The organism is Arenibacter certesii DSM 19833, assembly GCF_000429545.1.
Classification (GTDB): Bacteria; Bacteroidota; Bacteroidia; order Flavobacteriales; family Flavobacteriaceae; genus Arenibacter; species Arenibacter certesii.
In genome coordinates this window covers 43,126-64,944 of the sequence record NZ_AUCB01000022.1, presented here as the reverse complement: position 1 = coordinate 64,944, position 21,819 = coordinate 43,126, and the positions used below count along the sequence as shown (strand labels likewise).

At 35.7% G+C, this 21,819-nt stretch carries 20 protein-coding genes; 8 read left to right on the top strand and 12 right to left on the bottom strand.

Going from position 1 to position 21,819, the window contains the following annotated elements:
* Positions 1–110 precede the first annotated feature (110 nt).
* Entirely contained in the window at positions 111–1,262 is a 1,152-nt protein-coding gene (locus tag G466_RS0112510) for a universal stress protein (protein ID WP_026813973.1), read from the top strand.
* Positions 1,263–1,388: 126 nt separating this feature from the next.
* Here G466_RS0112510 and G466_RS0112505 read toward each other — a convergent pair whose 3' ends face one another.
* Positions 1,389–2,699 carry an ABC1 kinase family protein gene (locus tag G466_RS0112505; RefSeq protein ID WP_026813972.1) on the bottom strand — a complete coding sequence of 437 codons (1,311 nt, stop codon included), beginning with the start codon at positions 2,697–2,699 and terminating at the stop codon, positions 1,389–1,391.
* Between the two features lie 6 nt (positions 2,700–2,705).
* Entirely contained in the window at positions 2,706–3,365 is a 660-nt protein-coding gene (locus G466_RS0112500) for a TetR family transcriptional regulator C-terminal domain-containing protein (RefSeq protein ID WP_026813971.1), read from the bottom strand.
* Positions 3,366–3,876: 511 nt separating this feature from the next.
* On the opposite strand from G466_RS0112500, the gene G466_RS0112495 reads away from it, so the two are divergent.
* Positions 3,877–6,213, top strand: a complete 2,337-nt coding sequence (locus G466_RS0112495; RefSeq protein ID WP_026813970.1) for a DUF7467 domain-containing protein — start codon at positions 3,877–3,879, stop codon at positions 6,211–6,213.
* Positions 6,214–6,515: 302 nt separating this feature from the next.
* Here G466_RS0112495 and G466_RS0112490 read toward each other — a convergent pair whose 3' ends face one another.
* Together G466_RS0112490 and G466_RS0112485 are read right to left on the bottom strand one after the other, a co-directional pair.
* The gene (locus G466_RS0112490; RefSeq protein ID WP_051315647.1) at positions 6,516–7,838 is read right to left on the bottom strand and encodes a phenylacetate--CoA ligase family protein; all 1,323 of its coding nucleotides are present in this window, start codon (positions 7,836–7,838) and stop codon (positions 6,516–6,518) included.
* 270 nt (positions 7,839–8,108) lie between these two features.
* Complete coding sequence (locus G466_RS0112485) at positions 8,109–8,558, bottom strand: ferritin-like domain-containing protein (protein ID WP_026813968.1); 450 nt, start codon at positions 8,556–8,558, stop codon at positions 8,109–8,111.
* A 277-nt stretch (positions 8,559–8,835) separates the two neighbouring features.
* On the opposite strand from G466_RS0112485, the gene G466_RS0112480 reads away from it, so the two are divergent.
* Complete coding sequence (locus tag G466_RS0112480) at positions 8,836–8,988, top strand: YqaE/Pmp3 family membrane protein (protein WP_026813967.1); 153 nt, start codon at positions 8,836–8,838, stop codon at positions 8,986–8,988.
* A 214-nt stretch (positions 8,989–9,202) separates the two neighbouring features.
* On the opposite strand, the gene G466_RS0112475 is transcribed toward G466_RS0112480, so the two are convergent.
* The 3 genes from G466_RS0112475 to G466_RS0112465 all read right to left on the bottom strand — a co-directional run bounded on the left by G466_RS0112475 (position 9,203) and on the right by G466_RS0112465 (position 11,327).
* Positions 9,203–9,727: a DUF421 domain-containing protein gene (locus tag G466_RS0112475; RefSeq protein WP_026813966.1), complete on the bottom strand. Its 525-nt coding sequence runs from the start codon at positions 9,725–9,727 to the stop codon at positions 9,203–9,205.
* A gap of 161 nt (positions 9,728–9,888) precedes the next feature.
* Positions 9,889–10,191 carry a ribosome hibernation-promoting factor, HPF/YfiA family gene (gene hpf, locus G466_RS0112470; protein WP_026813965.1) on the bottom strand — a complete coding sequence of 101 codons (303 nt, stop codon included), beginning with the start codon at positions 10,189–10,191 and terminating at the stop codon, positions 9,889–9,891.
* A gap of 293 nt (positions 10,192–10,484) precedes the next feature.
* The gene (locus tag G466_RS0112465) at positions 10,485–11,327 is read right to left on the bottom strand and encodes a helix-turn-helix domain-containing protein (RefSeq protein WP_026813964.1); all 843 of its coding nucleotides are present in this window, start codon (positions 11,325–11,327) and stop codon (positions 10,485–10,487) included.
* A gap of 226 nt (positions 11,328–11,553) precedes the next feature.
* On the opposite strand from G466_RS0112465, the gene hxlB reads away from it, so the two are divergent.
* Together hxlB and hxlA are read left to right on the top strand one after the other, a co-directional pair.
* On the top strand, positions 11,554–12,147 hold the full coding sequence (gene hxlB / locus G466_RS0112460; protein WP_026813963.1) for a 6-phospho-3-hexuloisomerase: 594 nt from the start codon (positions 11,554–11,556) through the stop codon (positions 12,145–12,147).
* Between the two features lie 49 nt (positions 12,148–12,196).
* Complete coding sequence (gene hxlA, locus G466_RS0112455; RefSeq protein ID WP_026813962.1) at positions 12,197–12,826, top strand: 3-hexulose-6-phosphate synthase; 630 nt, start codon at positions 12,197–12,199, stop codon at positions 12,824–12,826.
* Positions 12,827–12,947: 121 nt separating this feature from the next.
* Here the strand turns inward: hxlA and G466_RS0112450 are convergent, their stop codons facing one another.
* The 3 genes from G466_RS0112450 to G466_RS0112440 form a co-directional block, all read right to left on the bottom strand.
* Complete coding sequence (locus G466_RS0112450; protein ID WP_026813961.1) at positions 12,948–13,784, bottom strand: universal stress protein; 837 nt, start codon at positions 13,782–13,784, stop codon at positions 12,948–12,950.
* Between the two features lie 94 nt (positions 13,785–13,878).
* Positions 13,879–14,931, bottom strand: a complete 1,053-nt coding sequence (locus G466_RS0112445; RefSeq protein WP_026813960.1) for a response regulator — start codon at positions 14,929–14,931, stop codon at positions 13,879–13,881.
* Positions 14,931–16,448 (bottom strand): sensor histidine kinase, encoded by a 1,518-nt coding sequence (locus tag G466_RS0112440; protein WP_026813959.1) that lies wholly within the window; start codon positions 16,446–16,448, stop codon positions 14,931–14,933. Before G466_RS0112440 ends, G466_RS0112445 begins: the two co-directional genes overlap by 1 nt.
* Positions 16,449–16,684: 236 nt before the next feature.
* Between G466_RS0112440 and G466_RS0112435 the strand changes: the two genes are divergently transcribed.
* Entirely contained in the window at positions 16,685–17,773 is a 1,089-nt protein-coding gene (locus tag G466_RS0112435; RefSeq protein WP_026813958.1) for a site-2 protease family protein, read from the top strand.
* A gap of 143 nt (positions 17,774–17,916) precedes the next feature.
* Positions 17,917–18,312, top strand: a complete 396-nt coding sequence (locus tag G466_RS0112430) for a hypothetical protein (RefSeq protein ID WP_034235513.1) — start codon at positions 17,917–17,919, stop codon at positions 18,310–18,312.
* Positions 18,313–18,497: 185 nt separating this feature from the next.
* Here G466_RS0112430 and G466_RS0112425 read toward each other — a convergent pair whose 3' ends face one another.
* Positions 18,498–19,262, bottom strand: a complete 765-nt coding sequence (locus tag G466_RS0112425) for an exodeoxyribonuclease III (RefSeq protein ID WP_026813956.1) — start codon at positions 19,260–19,262, stop codon at positions 18,498–18,500.
* Positions 19,263–19,694: 432 nt separating this feature from the next.
* Between G466_RS0112425 and G466_RS0112420 the strand changes: the two genes are divergently transcribed.
* Positions 19,695–20,675, top strand: a complete 981-nt coding sequence (locus G466_RS0112420; RefSeq protein ID WP_026813955.1) for a bile acid:sodium symporter family protein — start codon at positions 19,695–19,697, stop codon at positions 20,673–20,675.
* An 80-nt stretch (positions 20,676–20,755) separates the two neighbouring features.
* Here G466_RS0112420 and G466_RS21975 read toward each other — a convergent pair whose 3' ends face one another.
* Positions 20,756–21,682 carry a serine hydrolase gene (locus tag G466_RS21975; RefSeq protein WP_034235510.1) on the bottom strand — a complete coding sequence of 309 codons (927 nt, stop codon included), beginning with the start codon at positions 21,680–21,682 and terminating at the stop codon, positions 20,756–20,758.
* Positions 21,683–21,819: the final 137 nt, after the last annotated feature.

Sequence of the window (21,819 nt, the reverse complement as noted above, 5' to 3'; positions counted from 1 at the left end):
ATAACCAATCTTAATAATTATTATTTTGGGACTAAAGATATTTTATCAATACCTTAGGATTAATAATTTCATTTGTTAAATTTAGGTTTTATTCCTACAAAAGAAAAATCATGAAGCAGCTCGAAAGAATTCTGGTACCGGTCGACATTAATAGCGATTATAGTGAACAAATAAAAACGGCAATTAAAATTGCCCAGGTTTATAATTCTGAAATTATTATTACTCATGTCCTCGCGGAAGAAGCTGGTAGTGGAAGTATAGGTATGAAGAGGATGCTGTTAGAGAGTGTAAATGAGGCGTTGGATAAGATAAACGATACGCTTAAAGAAGAACGAATTATTACTAAGAAGCCAATCATTAAACATGGTAAGCTAATAGATAATATTTTAAAAATAGCGACAAAGCAAGATGTAAATTTAATTGTTGTAGGTTCGGGATGTAAAGTAGAACACGATCAACATAAGCTGGGAAGTAATGCAGAACGACTTATGCGATATTCGCATATTCCAATATGGGTAGTTTCTACAAAGGGGGGATCTGAAATAAGTAATTTTCTGTGCCCTGTAGATTTTTCTGACCCTTCTAGAACTGCGCTGAACTCTGCTATTTCCCTAGCTAAAGATTTTAATGCAAGGCTTAGGGTATTAGCGGTGGTAGAGCCGGTGCTTAACCTATCACCGAGATACCAACTAGAAGACCTAGAGGAGGAAAATACGCGTAGGATGCAGCATTTGGAAAAAGAAATGGCCAATTTCATTAAGGATTTCGATTTTACAGGGGTAGAGCACGTGATAGATTTGCAAGCGGGAAATGTTGCTTTGACCATAGTGAATATTGTTAAAAATAACAACCATGACCTTCTTATAATGGGAACCACCGGGCGTTCTGGTTTAAAGCGAGTGCTCATGGGGAGTGTAACTAATAAGGTGACCCGAGAGCTTCCATGTTCTTTTATTACTACAAAATCTAAGGACATTCTGCATTCAAAATTTTATAACGATGTCAAGGAAATAGAAAGGCACTTTAAAAAGGGGGTAAAATTAGCCGATAAGGGTAAAAATATTGAGGCAATTAGAGAATTTACTATCTGCCTTCGTATAAACAATATGTATATACCGGCCATATATAAATTATCCGAAGTTTACAATGTAGTAGGAGACGAAGCCAAAGCGATCTATTATAATAATATGGCTAAGGAATTGTTAACCCGGTTATGGGATGAGGAAATAGAAGAGAAAATTAGAGGTCACTATAAATCTTAAAAGTCGTTTGTACTTAAAAAACCCATTTAATTTATACCCACTTAGTTTGCTATAAAACCAGGTGGGTATGTTTTTTAAGGGCAGGCATAATGATTGCCAACTTTATAGGGTACTATGAAAAATAACCTATAGAGAACTATAATTGTTGATAATTATGTTGTTCGCTTTTAGATCGAACATTAGGTTATACAAACCAAAAAACGTTCTGTTGATATAAATAAAATGTTTGGATCCCCGATTTCCGTTCATTTTACGCAATTCGGTGCTTTTTGAGTATCGTTGCCCTAAATCGGTTATATTTCTAAAAAATTGTTCATCAGAAAAGTCAAAATTTTCGACGTGAAAGGGTTGTGTAAAGAGTTCTAGCAATTCATGGAACATCTCGGTAAAGAATTCTATTTCTTCCTTGGAATCATCTTCTCTTAGAATTTCTAATTCGTATAATTTTGATATAAAAAAACTATGATTATTAATGTTCTCCGGCTGAGCAAGTTCAAAATAGGGGACATAAAAATCGCTTGGAATTGTTTTCATGCATCCGAAATCCAATGCTATTAGTTTGTTTTCTTTGGAAACCAAAAAGTTTCCAGGGTGCGGATCTGCATGAACCTTCCGTAATATATGTATTTGGAACATATAAAAATCCCAGAGCGCTTGTCCTAACATATTGGCAATCTCTTGATCTTTATTATGGGCAGTAAACTCAGAAAGGTGTTCGCCGTTCATAAAATCCATGGTAATAATCCTTTCAGACGATAGCTCCTTGTAGTAATTAGGAAATAGTAGGTTTGGGATCTTAGAACAGGCATTGGCAAGTTCTTTGCTTTGTTCTAGCTCCAAGATATAATTTGTCTCCTCAATAAGCTTGCCCTCAACTTCTTTAAAATATTTATCCGAATCCTTGCCTTTTATATTGAACATTTTAATGGCAATAGGTTTCACCAAAGCCAAATCGGAAGCAATGCTTTCTGCAACACCCGGATATTGTATTTTAACGGCTAATTTCTTTCCATCTTTTTCTGCCTCATGCACCTGTCCAATACTGGCAGCATTTACAGAGGTGGAATTAAACGAATCAAATAATTCATTGGGAGATTTACCAAAATACTTTTTAAATGTCTTTATAACTAAAGGAGGCGATAAGGGGGGCACTGAAAATTGGGCTAGTGAAAATTTCTCTACGTAAGCCTGTGGCATTATACTTTTCTCCATACTAAGCATTTGTGCTACTTTTAAGGCGCTCCCCTTAAGCTGTTTTAGACTGTCATAAATATCTTCTGCGTTATTTTCGTTAAGTCGACTCCGAGCTTCAACTTCCGTTTTGGTAAATTTATCACCATAATACTTTAAATAGTTTACTCCAACCTTTGCACCTGTAGTAACCAGTTTGGATGCACGGTGTATTTTTGAAGTAGGTATATTGTCTATTGTTTTCATTAATAGTTATTTGTTGGTGTGAATTTTTTCTTTGTAAATGAATTTTCCAAAGTCTATCACACTCTTTAGAGGGGTAATGTTTAAAATATCGAAACTGGTATTTACCGATTTCTCTATAAATATGTCCGTCTTCTCAAATGAGGCAGAGGTGTCATCCATCCAGAACTTGAGTGTCAACAGTAATTGTAACCAAGCCGATTCTTGCAATGCACGTTTTTGAATTTTTTCGACCTGCTCTTGTTTTAAATCCAATGTTTTAATGTCTAAACCTGCAATGTAAGAGGTAAATCCTTTCTTTAGCTCGGACAATAAGGAAAGGCCTTTTAAGCTATTCTTATGCTTGTTAAGAGCAAATTGCACATAACTTCTATTTATGGTTAGATTTTCAAAAAATGTAAAATAAAAACTTAAGAGCTTATTTCTCGCGTCAAAGGAGGTGTAGTCTTCGCTTTTCTCCAATACTGAAATGGTATTCTTAAAAAAAGTTTTGAAAATTTGCTTTTCGAGCGCTTCAAAAGAACCAAAAAACTGGTAAAAATGAGGCTCTTCAAAATCATTAGCTTTTGCAAAAGCGAAGACCGTTTTAGGATTTTCGTTATGCTCAAGTACATAATCCATATAAGATGAAATGATGTCTATGTCTGAAATTATTTTCTTTTTTGCCATGGCGTATAATTGTATGCGACAAGTTACGCATTGTTTAATGTTTTTTATTATAAATTAAACAAAGTTTAACAGCTAATTGACAATGCAAGAATGATGGTAGAAGTGTTTGACGTATATATTAGAATTTGAAATCTTATAGACGAAAACGATATTAATGCACCATTTACCTTTAATGTGCAATTTGTTCTAAAATTAGGTTTTACTACGGAGTGTTAAATTTTTGTAAGAATTTAATAGATAATTGTAGGATTAAAATACGTATTTACCTATATAAATATGAAAAGATTCTTTTCAGTTTACTGCATAATGCCATAATCTAAAGGATTTACTGCAATTATTGTAGGAAATGTATAACTATCTGTAAATCAACGACTTTACTTGTATTTTGACGTTTTTATGTTACCACGGAAAACTTAAAATTCTACCTTATTAAACTCCCCCGTTATTTTTTTATTTTCCCTATTATCTAAGTTTCCCCATTAGAAGAATATTAATAATAAATTTTATAGAAATGAAGAGAATTTCAACCTTACTAATGGTGGTTACATTCGTGTTCCTATCATGTGAAACCGAACCAATTAAAAGTGATGCTCTAGACGCTGTAAATGCCACATCTAAGTCGCTAAACTCTGATAATTGTACTGTAGATCTGTTACCGGATTTACCTGAAATAGTTAATGCGTGTGCAGAAGCTAAACCAGGTAGCAAATCATATTTAGATCTTGTTATTGCAAACGGTACCCTTGCAGGGGATTATGCTGCATGGTGTATAGATGTTGCCAGAACTTTGAATGCAGGGGATTGTTTTGAAGCAAATGTTTTCAATAGCTATGAGCCTATTCCCGCTGGTGTTGTTGATAGTCCAGAAAATTTTGACCTGATCAATTGGATTTTAAACCAAGATTTTGTTGGGGAACTCAGTGAGAATGGAGTTGATGCCTATACAATTGGGGATGTACAATGGGCCATGTGGGAGTTAATTGATGATGCTAACTGTATCGCCTGTACATATTTAAATCCTTTTAATGTTGGAAGAGCAAACGAAATAGTATCATTTGCCATAGCCAATGGAGCGGGATACAAGCCTGGAGGAGGAGATGTCTTAGCAGTGGTGCTTCAGCCAACTGATGGGAAGCAAGTTGTTATAATACCCTATTATATTGAATGCCAGCCAGAAATTCCATGTGACCCTTGTGATGGCAAAGTCACAGAACTTACATTAAAAAATAATGGCGACGGTGCTAACGTGAAAGTGGTTCAAAAGAAAGATGATGTAGTCGTTTTCGATGCGTATGTAGATGCTGGCGCTACATTTAGTTTTTCTGGAAAAGACAAGAATGGTACCTTAGGAACCGAGATCATTATTTATGTTGATAATGACGAGCACACCAGAATACATACGAGTTGTTCTAAACCTATTGGTCCTGGATTGATAAGTGGCGATTTTGAAGTTGTTCGTGGAGCGAGCCTTAAAGGAGGCGAACTTTGTCCGGTGGACACGCCCCCAGATGGTGGAGATTGTGGAGAATGTGAAGGAAAGGTTACAAAATTAACATTGCAAAACACTGGAATTGATGCTAATATAAAAGTAGTTCAAAAGAAAGACGATTTGGTTGTTTTCGATGAGTTTGTAAATTCTGGAGCTCTTTTTAGTTTTTCTGGTATAGATAAAAAAGGAACACTAGGCACTGAGATTATTATCTATATAAATGAAACTGAGAATACTAGGATTCATACTAGCTGTTCCAAACCTATAGGTCCTGGGCTTATCAGTGGTGATTTTATAGTTGTAGGAGGAGCAAGTCTTAAGGGAGGTGAGCTTTGTCCGGTAGATACCCCTCCAGATGGTGGAGATTGCGGGGAATGTGACGGTAAAGTTACAAAGTTAACTCTGCAGAATAATGGAAATGATGCTGTTATAAAAGTGGTTCAAAAGAAAGATGAGGTAGCTATTTTTGAGGAGTTTGTAAGCTCTGGATCTTCATTCAGCTTTTCAGGAAAAGACAAGAATGGGACATTGGATACAGAGATTATCATTTATGTTGGTGGTATTGAGCATACCAGGATTCATACTAGCTGTTCCAAACCTATAGGTCCGGGGTTGATAAGTGGTGATTTTGAAGTTGTAGGAGGAGCAAGTCTTAAAGGGGGTGATTTATGTCCGGTAGATACCCCTCCAGGAGGTGGAGATTGCGGTGAATGTGAAGGAAAAGTTACAAAGTTAACACTGAAAAATAATGGAAATACTGCTTCTATAAGAGTGGCACAAAAGAAAGATGATATAACAGTTTTCCAAGGAAATGTGGCCACTGGGGCTCCATTCAGTTTTTCAGGATTAGATAAGAGTGGTACCCTGGGCACAGAAATCATTATTTATGTTGATGGAAAAGAGCATGTCAGGGTTCATACTAGTTGCTCTAAACCTATTGGAACAGGTCTTAAAATTGGAGATTTTGAGGTTCTAGGTGGAGCCAGCCTTAATGGAGGTGAATTATGCCCTGTGGATGTTCCTTCAGTCCCCCCGACTAACGGAGATTGCGGTGAGTGCGAAGGAAAAGCTACCAATTTAATCTTGCAAAATAATGGAGGTCAGGCTTTAATTAGAGTGGAGCAAAAGGATGGTGCTGCCGTTTTTGAGGCAACTGTGGCCGCAGGAGATTCATTCAGTTTTTCTGGAACCGATAAGAATGGAACACTGGGTACTGAGATTGCCATTTATGTAAATGGAGTTAAACATACCAGTATCCATACCAGCTGTTCCAAGCCGCTGGGACCAGGGCTTGTTAGTGGGGACTTCAAAGTGCTTGGTGGAGCAAGCCTGAACGGTGGTGAGTTCTGCCCTTTATAAATCCATTAAACAGATCTCGATTATATTAGCGAACATATTACTGTTAGTTTAATTTTAAAAAGCCACCCTTAAGCCGGTGGCTTTTACAATATAATTGGTTAATATAACTAATCTCGAGTTTAATAAATTATACCATAAATAAACACCATTAAATTTTAGAAAACAAAAAAGGATATAGAAAGTGTAGAATACTAAACCGAACGATTTTTAGATAATAAAAAACACTGGTTGTTGCCAAATTTAATAGGCAATGAAATTGTACTCAATTACAGATTCCATTTTGCTTATAGAGCAGTTTAAAACTAAGCATAATTCTGATTGAAAGTATTCATTACCTTTTTTCTTTTTCCAGAGGAGAGTTCAGGAATCTCGTTTACAAATTCAATAGTAACTTTTGCATCTGATCCCAAAATAGCTTTAAAATTTTTCACCAACTTTTTGTTGTGAATAAATTCGTGATCAATATTTAGCTTTATGAGGTATTCTTTTTTTCCTATTTGAATAAATTGATATTGTTTGATGAGATGGTTATATTCATCCATCACAGGATAAACGCAATAGGAAGAGATTAGATCCCCAGCAGCATCATAAATCAAATCCATTTTTCGGCCTTCAACTTTAGTAAGCACCGGTTCATTATTAATTAACTCCATAATACCTATATCTCCAGTGTCATATCGTATTAAAGGCATACTGTAATTAAAAAGGTCGGTAACAATAATTCTTCCCATTTCACCTGGTTTGGCTGGTATGTCTTCATCCATATGAATTATTTCCACAAAGTAACTTGCCCAATTAATTTGAAAAAAATTATTGTTATCAGGTTTTTGCTGGGCAATAATTCCTTGTTCCTCATTGGAGTATCTGGAAAAAATAGTAGCGTTAAAATTCTTCTCAATAGATTCTTTCGTATAGTCGTTTAATGCTTCTGAATTAGCAATAAATGATTTAATATTAACATTTAAGTTTTTTACATCATTTTTGTCTATATACTTACACAAGGTTTCAAGGGAAGATGCTATAGCGATAACACACTTCGGTGATGGGTCTTTTCGAAGTTGGTTTAACAGATCGTTTATGAAATCGTCCGTCATTTTTGAAATATTTACTTTGACAATGTTTTGAAGAATCCTCCTTAGCTCACTTTTCCGCTCACCATTCCAAAGCCTAAAATAATACAATCTATCACCAATATTATATCCAACTTTTTTGAAAAAATATAAGGTGTCAGCACTGTTTCTATTTCTCTTATTTTGATTTATAAATAATAAGAATGGAATTCCCGTAGAACCGCTAGTAGATACCTTATGTAATTCTCTTGCTTTAAACTTATTTGATTTAAAGTTATCAAAATCATTCAGAATCAAGTCTTTACTAATTATGGGTAACTTTTTAAAATTGGTCCGTTCGTATTGGGAATAAAAAGGAACGGTTTTAACGGAGTGGTCCAATAATTTATCCAATAAGTTATTTCTATTTTTTATGGATTTTTTTGAAAATGGATCATCCATTACATGTAAAATATCCTGATAATGCTTTTTAATGTTGCCACCTTTGATAGTATCAATAGTCCAAAACCCGATATTTCTTATAGTGTTTCCAATAGTCATTGCTATGATACCCATTTTAGAGTATCTAAATTTAATTAACTTTTATTAGCAAACCATATTATTATGGTGAAATTTATAGTTAATTAATAAAATTAGATTGGAGCTGTAGTTTGATAAAGTGATGGTTGTTAAGGATTTAAAGTAGGTATGGGAGTGTCTTCAGGCAAAGGTTAATACAAGCTAGGAAAGTTAATGATCAAGGAAATTGAAACAGAACCTCAGACTGTAATAGTATTAAATAAATAAAGCCCCAATATTTGGGGCTTTAGAAAGGAGGGTGGAATACTACCTTAAATCTTCCAAAGTTCTATTTTGTGCGAGATCTTGTTTTAGCGAGTCTCTTTGAGCTCTAATTATGGATGCTACTGAAGGTGGTACGTGCGTATCTGCCAATATCTCATTATATTCTTCAATGGCAGCTTTATCGCCTCTGATCGCCTCTTCTAACATAGCTTCTGCATCATCCCCTGAAAAGAAAGCCTTAACATCCATCCAAGTTCTATGCAGAGCACCTGCGGTACTTCCATCAATTTTATCTCTTGTTTCTAAAGCTGGAGTTGCTGCTTTAAGTTCCACCAAAAAGGTGCGTCGTTCTCTTGCTTTATTATTAAAATACATTTTTAGCCCTGCTTCCTTTGTGTTGTCAGCAGCTTTTTCATAACCTTTAATAGCATCTTCATTTTTTTGAATGATGTCATTTAACCTATTCTCAATCTCTTTTATGTCCTTATTCATCTTTGTGGTGTTTTTTGTCATTAATCCGGTAACCAATATGCCTACCGCTTGGCATTGATTCAAAGATAAGCAGAGGGTTAGAGGTAGATTGTTCCAAATACGATTCTTATGAACTCAATCCCTTGAGTAGCAATTTTTTTTCAACATCAGTACAATCAACCCGTAACTATTCTTATAATAAGAAACTTGCTAGCGATACTGTTCTTTTTTTTAGGATTAGCGTCAACTAATGTTAATGGCATTGGAGACCTTTGTTTAAAATTAAACCGAATTAATTATGTCTATTTTAACAATTATTTTAAACATTCTATTACCACCTTTGGCCGTATTCTTAAAACATGGTATCGGAACCACCTTTTTGGTAAGCGTTCTTTTAACCCTATTGGCTTGGTTACCAGGTGTAATACATGCATTTATAGTTAATGGATAAGTAAAGGCGACTTAGACTTCTAAATATTAGAACTGCCATCATGGAACATGATGGCAGTTTTTTTAGCTGACAATTTTAATAAGTATGACTTATGATATGTTTAAAAAATAGTGAAAATACTAGTTCGCTTTTAATTTTGAGATAACTAATCGTTACTATAAACTTCTAATATAACCTCCTGTTAACAAGTCAGGAATTCTCTAATTATGAATAGTTATTTACTCCTAACCCCTTTCAAAAGCAAGACGTCAATTTCTTTTTCTACCGATCCATGGAGTACAGTGATATCTCCCGTGGTTTCCAATATAACTGCTTTTATTTCAGAAAGCTGAAGTACATTGACTTCTCTAAGTTTAGCGTAGAGATCTTCTTCACTTAAATTATTGGAATAAAGATTGTCATATAAAATGTTTTCTTTATCCATAAGAAGCATGGGGCTATTACTAGCCAAGGTATTGAACCAATTAAATTTTAAAGTAAGTTTAGAGAATAATGTTTGGAAGCCTAGTATAAAACCAATAGCCATTCCACTTTTTATAATAGATGGATCGGCACTAAGTACGGTGCTTGCCAACACAGAGCCAATGGCTATTGTAGAGGCAAAGTCTATACTCGAAATTTTAGCAAAGGATCTAAGTCCCGATACTCTTACCCATAGTATTAATATGGAAAAGATAAGCACCGTAGAGATAAAAACATTGAGGATGGCCTGCCCTTCAGTAGCAATCCAATCTTTCATGTTAAAATAGTCGTATTCTTATTCTGAATATTAGTGGAGTTGCTATTAGCGCTGTTTAACAAAACACCAGAGATTACGCTGCAAGTAATTCAGGTTCTTGTAACTGTATACAGTACTTAAATAGCTATTTAATAATCTGGCATCTTATTATTATAAGTGACCTAATAGTCTTTCATTTTTTCTTTTCGTTTTCTCAGTTGCCGCTCAAGATCGTTAACGGACTCAGCTATGGAACTTTCAAAATCATCATGACTAGCTTCAGCAAAAAGTCGGGGGCCAGGCAAGCTTAATCTAATGTTACAGATTTTACCAGTTTCATCTGACGTGGTATTTTCTTCTTTAAAGAAAACATCGGCCCTGATAACCATATCATATTTTGCGCCTAATTTATCTAGTTTTTCTTTTGCCAATTGTTCCAAGCGTTTGCTCGTAGAAACATCGTGATATTCGAATACTATTTGCATATTTTTCATTTTATATTTTATGGGTGATAACCATTATCATCCAATGATTTAAAATTAAATAGAATTTAGAAGAAGTATTAATTCAAATAAAGGTAATATTGATACAAAGGCTAAAAAACGTAAATTCCCCGGCTATTCAGCATTTCATTATCTAAAAGACAAAAAATTATTTGTTCGAAAAGAACAAGGATTACAGTTTATCATCTAGTGGAAATATTCCAACATATAATGATACTTTTGAGAGGGCTATTTTATTTGTCTGTTTGCAATTTTTCTATATTAAAACTAAGACATTAACTATATAAGGTATTATCGTGGGATTGGACATGTTCCCTCACCTTATTTTGAAAATCTAGTGGCGTCTGACCTGCATGCAGTTTAAAAAATCGACTAAAATAGGAGTGATCTTTAAAATCTAGATTATAGGCAATTTCCCTAATGGTATTTTCCGAATGTAAAATCTGTCGTTTAGCCTCCTGTATTAAACGGTCGTGAATTATTTGTACGGCTGTTTTAGCTAACTTTTCTTTTAATATTTGGTTCAGGCGTTTAGCACTAAGACCCAGTTTTTCGGCATAAAAGTCGGCATTTCGTTGTTCTAAATAATTGTCTTCCAGTAACATCATAAACTCGTACACTCGCTTTTCATTGAGGTCCTGTAAGGTAAAGTGCTGTTCCTTTAACTGTATCAACTTCAATAAAAACACTTTTAAAAGCGCTTTAACCATAATAAAACTGACAGTTTCTTTTTGGTATTCCTCTTCTAATAATTGATATACATCTTCCAATCCTTTAGAGGTCTTTTCATTTACTTGAAGACAGGAAAACTCACCTTGGATATTAAACATTCGGAATACATCCAATAAAAACTCTTTTAGATCCCCTTCTAATAAGTCTTGCTTAAAGGATATGAGGACTCCGTTTTTGCCGGCCTTATTTAATTGATGTACCCGATAGGGAGGTATCAAATAAATCCAATCTCCTTTTAAGGTTTGAAAATCGTGTTGGGGAACATGAAGGGCATCTTCGTTACGCAGCCATACAATTTCATAAAAATCCTTTCTAGCAGGATCATTTAAATACGCAGGTGGACAATTGCCTAAATTTTTAATATATAAAACCTGATCGCTAAGCATAGTAGCCGTTTTTAACTGAAAAACAGGAGTCGTTGTTCTGGTACAAAAGGACCAATAAGGACACGATTTCCAAAATGTACCACAAAAATAGAGAATAATACCATCACTTTTTGTGAAATGGGCAAATAGTACTACACAACTATCAAATTGTGTAACTCAAAGGGGGGGAGTGAGCGGTATCTTTGCATCGCAGTTGGAAGGTCATAAAGATTTCAAATTGAAAGTTATGGAAAACACAAGGACAGTAGAGACATCAAAAGAAACACAATTAGTAGCGTCAGCTATGCAGACCATCTTGGATGAGCATCAAAAACTAACTTCTAATATTAAATCTGATGAAATTGCAGCTTTAATACCAGCCATTAATAATGCCAAATATATTTTTTTAATGGGAGCTGGTAGAACAGGACTTATGATGAAAGCTTCGGCTATGCGTTTAATGCATTTGGGCTACAAAGTATATGTTGTTGGTGAAACTACCACTCCAGCTATCAATGAAGGTGATTTGTTAATCGCAGGATCTGGATCTGGTACAACAGGCGGAATAGTAAGAGCTGCGGAAACGGCGAAGAAAGCAGGGGCTAGCGTGGTATGTTTTACAACGGATGCATTATCTCCTTTGGCAACATTGGCAGACTATACCGTTACCATACCCGCAGCACAAAAACAGGAAAGAGACGAAGCTATTTCTAAACAATATGCCGGTAGTCTTTTTGAACAATCCCTCTTATTGAGCTTTGATGCACTTATACAGACCTTATGGGATATGGAGGGTAGTACAGCTTCTGAATTATGGAAGCGACATGCCAATATGGAATAATCATTAGAGAATTAAATTAAATAAACAATACATTTAAAATTAGAATAGTATGGCGAAATTACAAGTAGCAATCGATTTATTGAAAATAGAGGACGCAATTGCTTTGGCAAAAAAAGTGGCTCCGTACATAGACATTATTGAATTAGGAACACCACTTATTAAAAGTGAAGGTTTGTCTGGAATTAGAAAGATGAAAGATGCTTTTCCAGATAAGTTAGTTTTAGCTGATTTTAAAACTGCTGATGCAGGGGAATTAGAAGCTAATATGGCTTTTGGTGCAGGAGCTGATTATGTTACCATTTTGGGAACTACAGGAGATTCTACCATCGCTGGTGCAGTTAAAGCAGCAAAAGAACACGGTAAAGGAGTTGTTGTAGATACCATAGGTGTTAAAGATAGAGTTAAACGTGCTAAAGAAGCAATCGCTTTAGGTGCTGCGTTTGTTGAATTACATGCTGGTTTGGATGAGCAAGCTGAAGAAGGATACTCTATTCAGGTATTGATTGACGAAGCTGCTAGAGCAGGAGTTCCTGTCTCTATAGCAGGTGGGGTTAACATGAACAGCATCGCTGCTGTAAAACAGTCTGGAGTTGTTGTAGCTGTTGCTGGTGCGGCTATCTACGGAGCAGAAAATCCTGCTGAAGCGGCAAAAGCATTAAAGGAAATTTTGAACGCATAAGTAGTTATAAGGTTTAAGCACTTTTATACTTGGTATATAGATCCCCATAAATTAAATTTTATGGGGATCTGTTGTTTTATTACTATTCCATTCATTAGCACAATAATGGGTTTTGTACCCATTACTCATGTAAGACCAATATAGGAAGGGGATGGAGAAGTTGTAAAGGTGTGGTGTGAAAAAACAGCTTGTGCATAAAATTTAGGTTTCTAGCCACTAAAACTACCATATCCGCATCGTGGTTAGTTAGGTATCTTTCTATGGCCGTGCATACATCGCTTTTGTGTGTAGTATGAAGGAAGTATCCATTTTGGTATGATTCTTCCAAATAGTCCTCAAAATAAATTCTATTATTTTCCTGGTCACTTGTGGGTTTAATTTTACTACTGAGAATGTTTAGCACTTGTAATTTGGATTTAGATAGCTCTAAAATCTCCGTAAAGGATTGTAAGATCTTGTGGGAGAAGAATATATGGTAATTTGTAGGGAAAATAATTTGTTTAGGAAAGGTAATTAGAGCGTTTTCAGGAATAATTAGTGTGTTACAGGCGATTTTTGTAATTATTTCCCAAGTATTATTTCCTATGTCCGAGGACTTTACTGTTGAGCAATTTTCAATCCCAAGAGCAATGAAATCTATTTTTTTTTCGGCAACGATTTTCCTTAGATTGGAAATTCTGTTACCAATGAAATGCATAGCTATAAACTGATGACCTGGAAAAGTGGACAAACCAGCAACACGCACCATAAACGCTTTAAGTTTTTCCTTTGTCCCTGAGTATTCCAACTGTTTTTTTGCGGGCAGAATAATTGTATTACCAACTACCTCAGACGGGGCTAAATTATCAACATATACTACATAAAAATTTACTGGATTATCACCAAACAGTTTTATGGTGTACGCCAATGCATTGCATGAATTTTGAGAAAGGTCGGTAGGAATTAAAATATTCTTCATTGTAAACAAACTTCTAGACAAAAGTAGGCTTATGAAAACTATTGAAATATGACATTCCTCACACTATTAACCTTTTTTATTTAGAGCCAAATTGCTAATTAATAAACTGCAATGCCTTTAATTCTTTTATTCTGATATTGCGTCCCTCAATTGCAATTAGTCCCTCTTTTTTAAAGCCAGAAAGTGTTCTTATTAGGCTTTCGGTGGCTATACCAGCCACACTTGCTAGATCGTTGCGAGATATTTTAATATCATCTCCCGTTCTTTTGTCCATAATTTCAGCGAACTGAAGAAGGGTTTGGGCGGTTTTTTTGCGCACCGAACTGTAGGCCATTTGCAGTAGCTGTGCCTTAATATCACTAATGTTTCCTGTTAGGAGCTCTACTAATTGTAGCGAAATTTCTTTATTGTTTTCCAAGAGTTCTTGGAGGTCCGTTTTGGGAATACCTACCATTTCTGTTTTTTCTAATGCAGTGGCCGATTCCATATAAGGGACATTATTCAAAAAGGAGGTAAAGCCTAAAAAATCATCGCTCTTATTAAGGGAGGTAATAAGTTCCTTTCCTTCCTCATCCATGCTATGACATTTCACTAGCCCCTTAGTTATTAGATAAATCAGATTAGACCGATCACCTTCCTCGTATATAATATCACTTTGATCAAATGTGATCAACTCCCCATTATCTTGAAAAAACTGTCTTAATTGAGGCAAGGTTCTCAATTGATTGTTGATATCCTCATCAGCCTGAGCCACAGATCGTGAGGAACGTTGTAATAGTTTTACTTTGGCTAAACGACTTTCTATGGCGTTTATCAGATCCTCCTCCTCAAATGGCTTAGTTAAATAATCGTCCGCACCTAAGGCCATTCCTTTGCGTATTTCCTTGTTCTCGGTTTTTGCCGATAGAAAAATAAAAGGTATTTGTTTGGTTTTTTCATCAGACGACAGTTCCCGTAGCACCCCATAACCATCAATTTCCGGCATCATAATATCACAAACAACTATGTCAGGAAGGTGTTCCTTGGCCATTGTAATCCCTACTCTTCCATTATATGCTGTGATTACGGAATAATCTGCTAGCATTAATAACTCCTCGGTATTTTCACGTAAGGCCTTGTCGTCTTCTATTAATAAAATTGTTTTCATTAGATGTTGTTTATAGGTGATATGGGGATTATAATGGTAAAATTGGAACCTTTATTTTCTTCGCTGGAAAACTCCAGCGTTCCTCCTAAATTTTCTAAATGTTGTTTTGCAATGTTGAGTCCAATTCCTGTACCTTGTGTCAATAGGGCATTCTCTGCCCTAAAATAGCGATTAAAAATATGTTTCTGTTCCTCCACGGGAATTCCTATGCCTTCATCCAGTACATTGATAACAATGTTTGTGTCTACATGCTTAATGTTCAGGTCTATAGTCGCATTTTCAGGAGAATATTTTATAGCATTGTTTACAAGATTGGATAACGCCAACTCTAGGGTTTTGGGATCAAATTCAATTATAAGATCGTCTATGTCCTCAGGGTAATTAATTTTTTGTCCAATTTTCAGCAACATATTGGCATCATAAACCACCTCATTAATCACTTTGCTCAATGGAAAAGTTTCTAACTTATAATTTGTATTGCCTGAGTCCAATCTTTCTACAGACAAGAAGTCGTTTAGAATAGCATCTAGGTACTTAACTTTACTTCGAATAGTGGTCACATGCTTATCCCGTTTATCTTGCTGTTCTGTTTGTGTGTATTTACCCAGAAGGGTAATAGAGGTTAGTATACTACTTAAAGGAGTTTTAAACTCGTGGGAAACCAAGGATAAAAATCGGGTTTTAAGTTCATTTAGTTCCCTTTCCTTGGCCAATGCATCTGTAAGTTGTATGGTACGCTCTTCTACCTTGCGCTCTAGCCTTTCGGTATAATTGTTCCGGTCGGTTATATCCAATATTATGGCCACAAATACCTTTGTGTCCCCCATAGCCGATAACTGTAGGTGCACTTCTACCGAATAAAGAGTACCGTCCTTTCTTTGGTGAGTAGTTTCAAACTTAATTTTAGCCTTTTCATTGTTTTGCAAAGGGGCTACCAGTTTTAAAAATTGATTCCTATCGATCTCTGGTTTTATAGTATAGGGCGTCATGGTTTTAAACTCCTCCAAGGAATAGCCCATATTGCGTTGTGCTTCTTTGTTTACATCAACAAATAGAAATGATTGGGCATTAAATACATAAATCTCATTTAACGATTCGTCGAAAATTCGAAACCAATGACTTAGTTCCTTTTCCTTTATTTTTCGTTCGGTTATGTCAATAACCAAAGCCATTACGAAAGTGGCACCGTCAATTTTAAATGGATTAAGCCCTACCTCTACAGGAAATTCTTCCCCATTCTTACGAATCCCATGAAGATCCCGCCCTTTGCCCATTTGACGCTTTTTGCTTTTTGCGACAAAATTATTCACATGTGCACCATGCCCTTGATGATACCTTCGGGGAATAACAGTCTCCAAGGGTTGACCGATAAGTTTTGACTTATCATAAAGGAACATTTCATCTGCGGCCGAATTAGTGGCTACAATTATCTGCTCCTTATTAACTACTATAATTCCCTCGGAAATACCTTCCGAGATTAAATTAAAAACACTGTTGTCTGAAAGAAAAAGTTGCATGTACCAAATGTAAAAAAAATAACAATGGTTATGGACGTGTTAATTGGAAGTTGATGTAACTATAATATGTGGACACTATGGGTGGCAATACATAAGAGGTGTAGAGACTTTTACTTATCCTGCATTACTTCTTCCTGGATAGATAACATTCTTTTCTACATCCCCCGACCTCTTTATGATAAAAATCATTGCTAATCGACGGATTTCAAAATACCTTGGTTTAAAACAGATTAGTTATGAAGGGTGCATTAAATTTAGGAAGTGTTTCCGGAATTAAGATAAAGGTACATTGGACGTTTACCTTGTTGTTGGTATGGGTTGCCTTTATAGAGATCCAAGCTGGTGCAGATTTAACCAGAATATTACTTAACGAAGCATTGATCCTAGTTCTTTTCGGATGTGTTGTGCTACATGAATTGGGTCATGCCCTCACCGCAAAGAGATATAATATTAAGACAAAAAACATTCTGTTACTACCCATTGGGGGAGTTGCCAGTCTAGAGAAAATGCCAGAAAAACCAGGGCAAGAGTTATTGGTAGCCATTGCGGGTCCGGCTGTAAACGTGGTTATCGCCTTCTTACTAGCGCTAGTAGTTCCGTTTAAATACTACTTAGGCCTTAGTGCTACGGAGATGACGGAAGTTCTCTATACACCTTCGCTGTCAAACTTTCTTCTCTACCTTTTTATAGCTAATATAATGTTGGTGGTGTTTAATCTGATCCCCGCCTTTCCCATGGATGGAGGCCGAGTACTTAGAGCTTTATTGTCTTATAGATTGGGACGTGTAGAAGCTACTAGGATTGCATCGGGTATTGGGCAGACTCTAGCTGTAGTATTTTTTGTGCTGGGACTTTTTTACAATCCATTCCTGATTTTGATAGCGCTTTTTATCTTCTTTGGGGCGTATGCAGAGAATCAGATGGTACAACGGACTTCCTTACTAAAAGGGCATTTGGTAAAGGAAGCAACCTTAACTAATATAACGTTACTAAGTCCGGTCAATAGCCTGCAAGAGGTGATAGATCTATTATTGGCTAGTACAGAAAAAGATTTTATAGTGATGGATAAAGATGAAGTTGTAGGAATAGTATGCTATAAAGATATTATTAAGAATGCCAAAACCCCTTGCGCATTGGTACAGGAAATTATGCAGAAACACTTTAAAACCGTTGATGCAGCAGCAAATCTAACCGAAGTTATGGAAATGATAGGAAGGGAAAAGCACGGCTTTTATCCCGTAATTGAAGATAAAAAGCTTATTGGAGCGATAGATCAAGTAAATTTAAGTGAGTTTATATTATTAAAATCGGCTTCCTTAAATTAAGGGGTGAATTTTAATCTTAGCATTCTCCTAAAGATTATGCTTACGGGTAGCCTAATTTTATTAATTTAATAGAGGCTTAATGAATTTTGAATTCCTGTTAACTAGTAAGGGGATAATCGGATTGTTTTACTAAAGTTATTTTTATGAAAAAAACAGATTTAAAGGAAATGTCCGATTCAATCTCTGGAAGGGGATTGGATATCCTGCATCAAGAAAGTAAGGATTGGTTGAATATTATTGCCTTTTGGACGGATGAATCTAGGTTTTTCGCTGATTTGTTGGATAAAAAAGAGCACATTCACTCAGAGAAAATTGAAATGCTTCAATATCTAGATAAGGTTCATAAAAGCCTTTTTCATTACCTAACTGAAGATATTATAGCCCATGAAAAGCATTTGTCCAAGTTGGTTAAAGGAGAGAAGGGAATTACTGCGGGTGAATATGTTGAAAAACACACTGATTTACGCGAACAGATCCACCTATTCACGATGGATTTTAAAGAATTCAAAAATATGGTCTTTGAATTCGCAAAGAAATAATTCTGTAAATCCGTATTATTACAATATATAGAATGCTAAATGGCTCCAAATTTTATGGAGCCATTTTATTCACTATCCGAGAGTTGAATGTTTCGATGTATGCCTGCCCGTTCGGTCTAGGCAGGCGTCGAACTATGGTAGGAGCTGTAGAACGACTCAATGGTTTTCCCTGAGGCAATTAACTGTTATAAATCTATTTCCAAACCTACAGGGCAATGATCGGACCCCATAATTTCGTTATATATTTTTACAGACTTAATTTTATCTTTTAGGGATTTGCTCACCAAAAAATAATCTATTCTCCAGCCTGTATTACGTTCCCTTGCTTTAAAACGATAGCTCCAATAGGTATAGGCAACGGTATCTGGATGTAGTAATCTAAAGGAATCCACAAATCCAGCGGCAATAAAATTGTCCATTCCATCTATTTCCACCTGAGTATAACCGGCCGTTTTGTTGTAGTTAGACTTGTCGTTCTTTAAATCGATGGCCCTATGGGCGACATTAAAATCTCCACAAGCAATAACAGGCTTAATTTTTTCCAAATTGCTTAAGTAGGCTAGAAAATCTCCGTCCCATTTTTTGCGGTAATCTAATCGGACCAATTTTTGACCCGAATTGGGAACATACACGTTTACCAAATAAAAATCGGGATATTCTACACACTGTACCCGGCCTTCCATATCGTGTTCTGGGATTCCCATATCATTAACCGTACTTAAAGGATTAGGTTTGGATAGTACAGCTGTTCCCGAATATCCTTTTCTTTCCGCAGAATTGATATTTACCTGATAGTCCGTCATTGGGGTTAAGGCCTCCGTAACTTCATCGTCTTGTGCTTTGGTTTCCTGTAGACAAAGGATGTCTGGATCTAGTTGGGAAATTGATTCATAAAAATCCTTTTTAACCACGGCCCTAATACCGTTAACGTTCCACGTAATAATGTTCATAAAATTCAGTTTTTTATTTATTGAACCAAAAGATAAGTAGCCTACCTTCTTTTCACCATTTCCATGGGTTAGCTCTTTCTTTTATATTGAAATATGGCGATGAAATTACGGAATTGGAAGGTTATTAAAAAATATTAATGCGCTACTTCACATAACACAATTAAGTTTGATTATAAATGCTTGGACACCGATGATTAGAATACTGGACTCCCTCTTTTTGTGAATTGGAGTTAAACAAAATGGAACCAAAAACTAGATGATTTAATATCCTTCTCTTTCGATGGTTTTGCTAGTTTGATTTCCATTAACTTTGGCAATTTAAAAGCTAAAGCGTAACAATTTTTTCCTTTTATTTTATTTTTCTTTAAAATGAAATATAAACTGATAGTTAAGGATTTATGAAACAAGCTCTAGTAGTATTGAAATTTATTTATGAAAATGAAGATTGATAAGTTTGTTCTGTCCATTATAATTGTAGTAGGAATTGCCTATTTTTTCCCGCAATGGGGTTCAACTCAGAGTGATATTCCCTTAGACACAATAAGTGATATAGGGATTTCCCTTATTTTCTTTTTTTATGGACTTAAACTGAGTCCGAATAAATTAAAGGCAGGATTAAAAAACTGGAAGTTGCACGTGTTGGTCCATGCCTCCACCTTTTTACTGTTTCCGTTTTTAGTTTTGATTTTTAGACCAATGCTGCAAACAGAGGAACAAGAGTTATTGTGGTTGGCCTTCTTCTTTTTGGCGGCTTTACCATCAACTGTTTCTTCTTCTGTAGTAATGGTTTCCATGGCAAAAGGGAATGTTCCAGCGGCTATCTTTAACGCCAGTATTTCTGGAATTATCGGTATAGTTCTAACACCAATATGGATGGGGCTCTTTGTTCAGGATGCCCAATCCGACTTTGATTTTACGGATATTTATATTAGCCTCATCCTTCAAATTATTATTCCAGTAATTCTGGGTCTTTTGTTACAGCGGTTTTTGGGCCATTTTGTACAAAAATATAATGGCCAACTCGCTTTATTTGATAAGTCCATTATTTTGCTGATCATCTACAAGAGTTTCGCGGGGTCTTTTGAAGAAAATATTTTTGGATCGGTCTCTGTGCTAGATCTTGTAATTATTTGTTTTGCGGTGTTGGTATTGTTCCTTGCGGCCTATTTCCTAACTGGTTTTGTTGCTAAACGTTTGGGCTTTAACCGGGAAGATCAGATTACAGCCCAGTTCTGTGGCACAAAAAAATCATTGGTACATGGGACCGTCTTTTCTAAAATAATATTCGGACATATGGCTACTATGGGGATTATTTTGTTGCCATTGATGATATATCACGCTTTTCAAATATTAGTATTAAGTGTGGTAGCAAAACATATTGCAAATAGGGAAGTGGTAGAAGCTGATAATTAAGGGTAGACAGTATATTCCCTATCTCTTCCATATTTTATTTTTCAAAAATCCTTTTGCCAAGGAATAAGGTAGAAATGTAGCTAATACCGTAGATCCCTTACCAAATCCTGAAACTTCTCCGCTGGTTTCCAATCCGATGTTGGATTAAAATAATTCCATAGATAGGCAGATATTTTTCGTTGTAGCTGCCATGCTTCATTATCAAAACCCCAAGAGGCATCTTTGTTATTTTTTGTACCGATATAAAAAACATAATCTCCCGTAGGAGCGTTTACCATCACTAATTCTGATCGGGATGTGTTTACCATTCCTTGTTTAGCGGCCGTCTGGATATAAGGCGGAATTTGGGATAGGGAATAATCAGTATAAAAAGAATTACTCATCACGCGATACATTTCATCGCTAGACGCTGCATTTATCATCTTTCGGTTACGGATTTTTGTTAATAGGAAAGCCATTTCCTTAGGTGTGGTCTGTCCCCATCCATATTTATCCCAATCTTTAGTTCTCCCTTCGGTTCTACTGTTTACACGAGTATGCTTTAACCCTAAGTTGGCCATCAAAGCATTTATTGTTTCCCCTCCACCTGCTAGTTCTTGGCACCATAAGGAAGTGGTATTATCGCTCATGGTAATCATTAGTGAGATCAGAGTCCGTAGATCGGTTACTGTACTATCCTTATAGAATTGCATCAATCCAGCGCCCCCATAGGCCCGTTTATCATCATAGACCAAAGTGTCGTTTAAGGAAAGCGCTCCTTTATGTATTTTATCGAAAACACCAATTAGAATAGGAACCTTTACAATGCTAGCGGTGGGGAAAATGGTATCGGCATTAATAGCAGCCACAGTATTGGTTGTAAGGTTGTAGACATAAACACCTACATCGCCTTTAAAATCGCTAACAAGCTCCCTTAATCCTTTCTCCAAGCTCTTGTCTATTTGCTGGGCAGATAATTGATAAAAGCATCCTAGAAGTAAGCAGGAATAGAAAAGGATCGATCTCATGACAAGAATTTTATTTAAAAGCTAATTTAAGGAAAATATTTATGGACATCTATTTAGGTTTGTTCGGGATAGGTATAATCTAAGGGTAGAAAAGTATCCATTTTAACTGATCACAATATTGGGGATTCTAGTATACT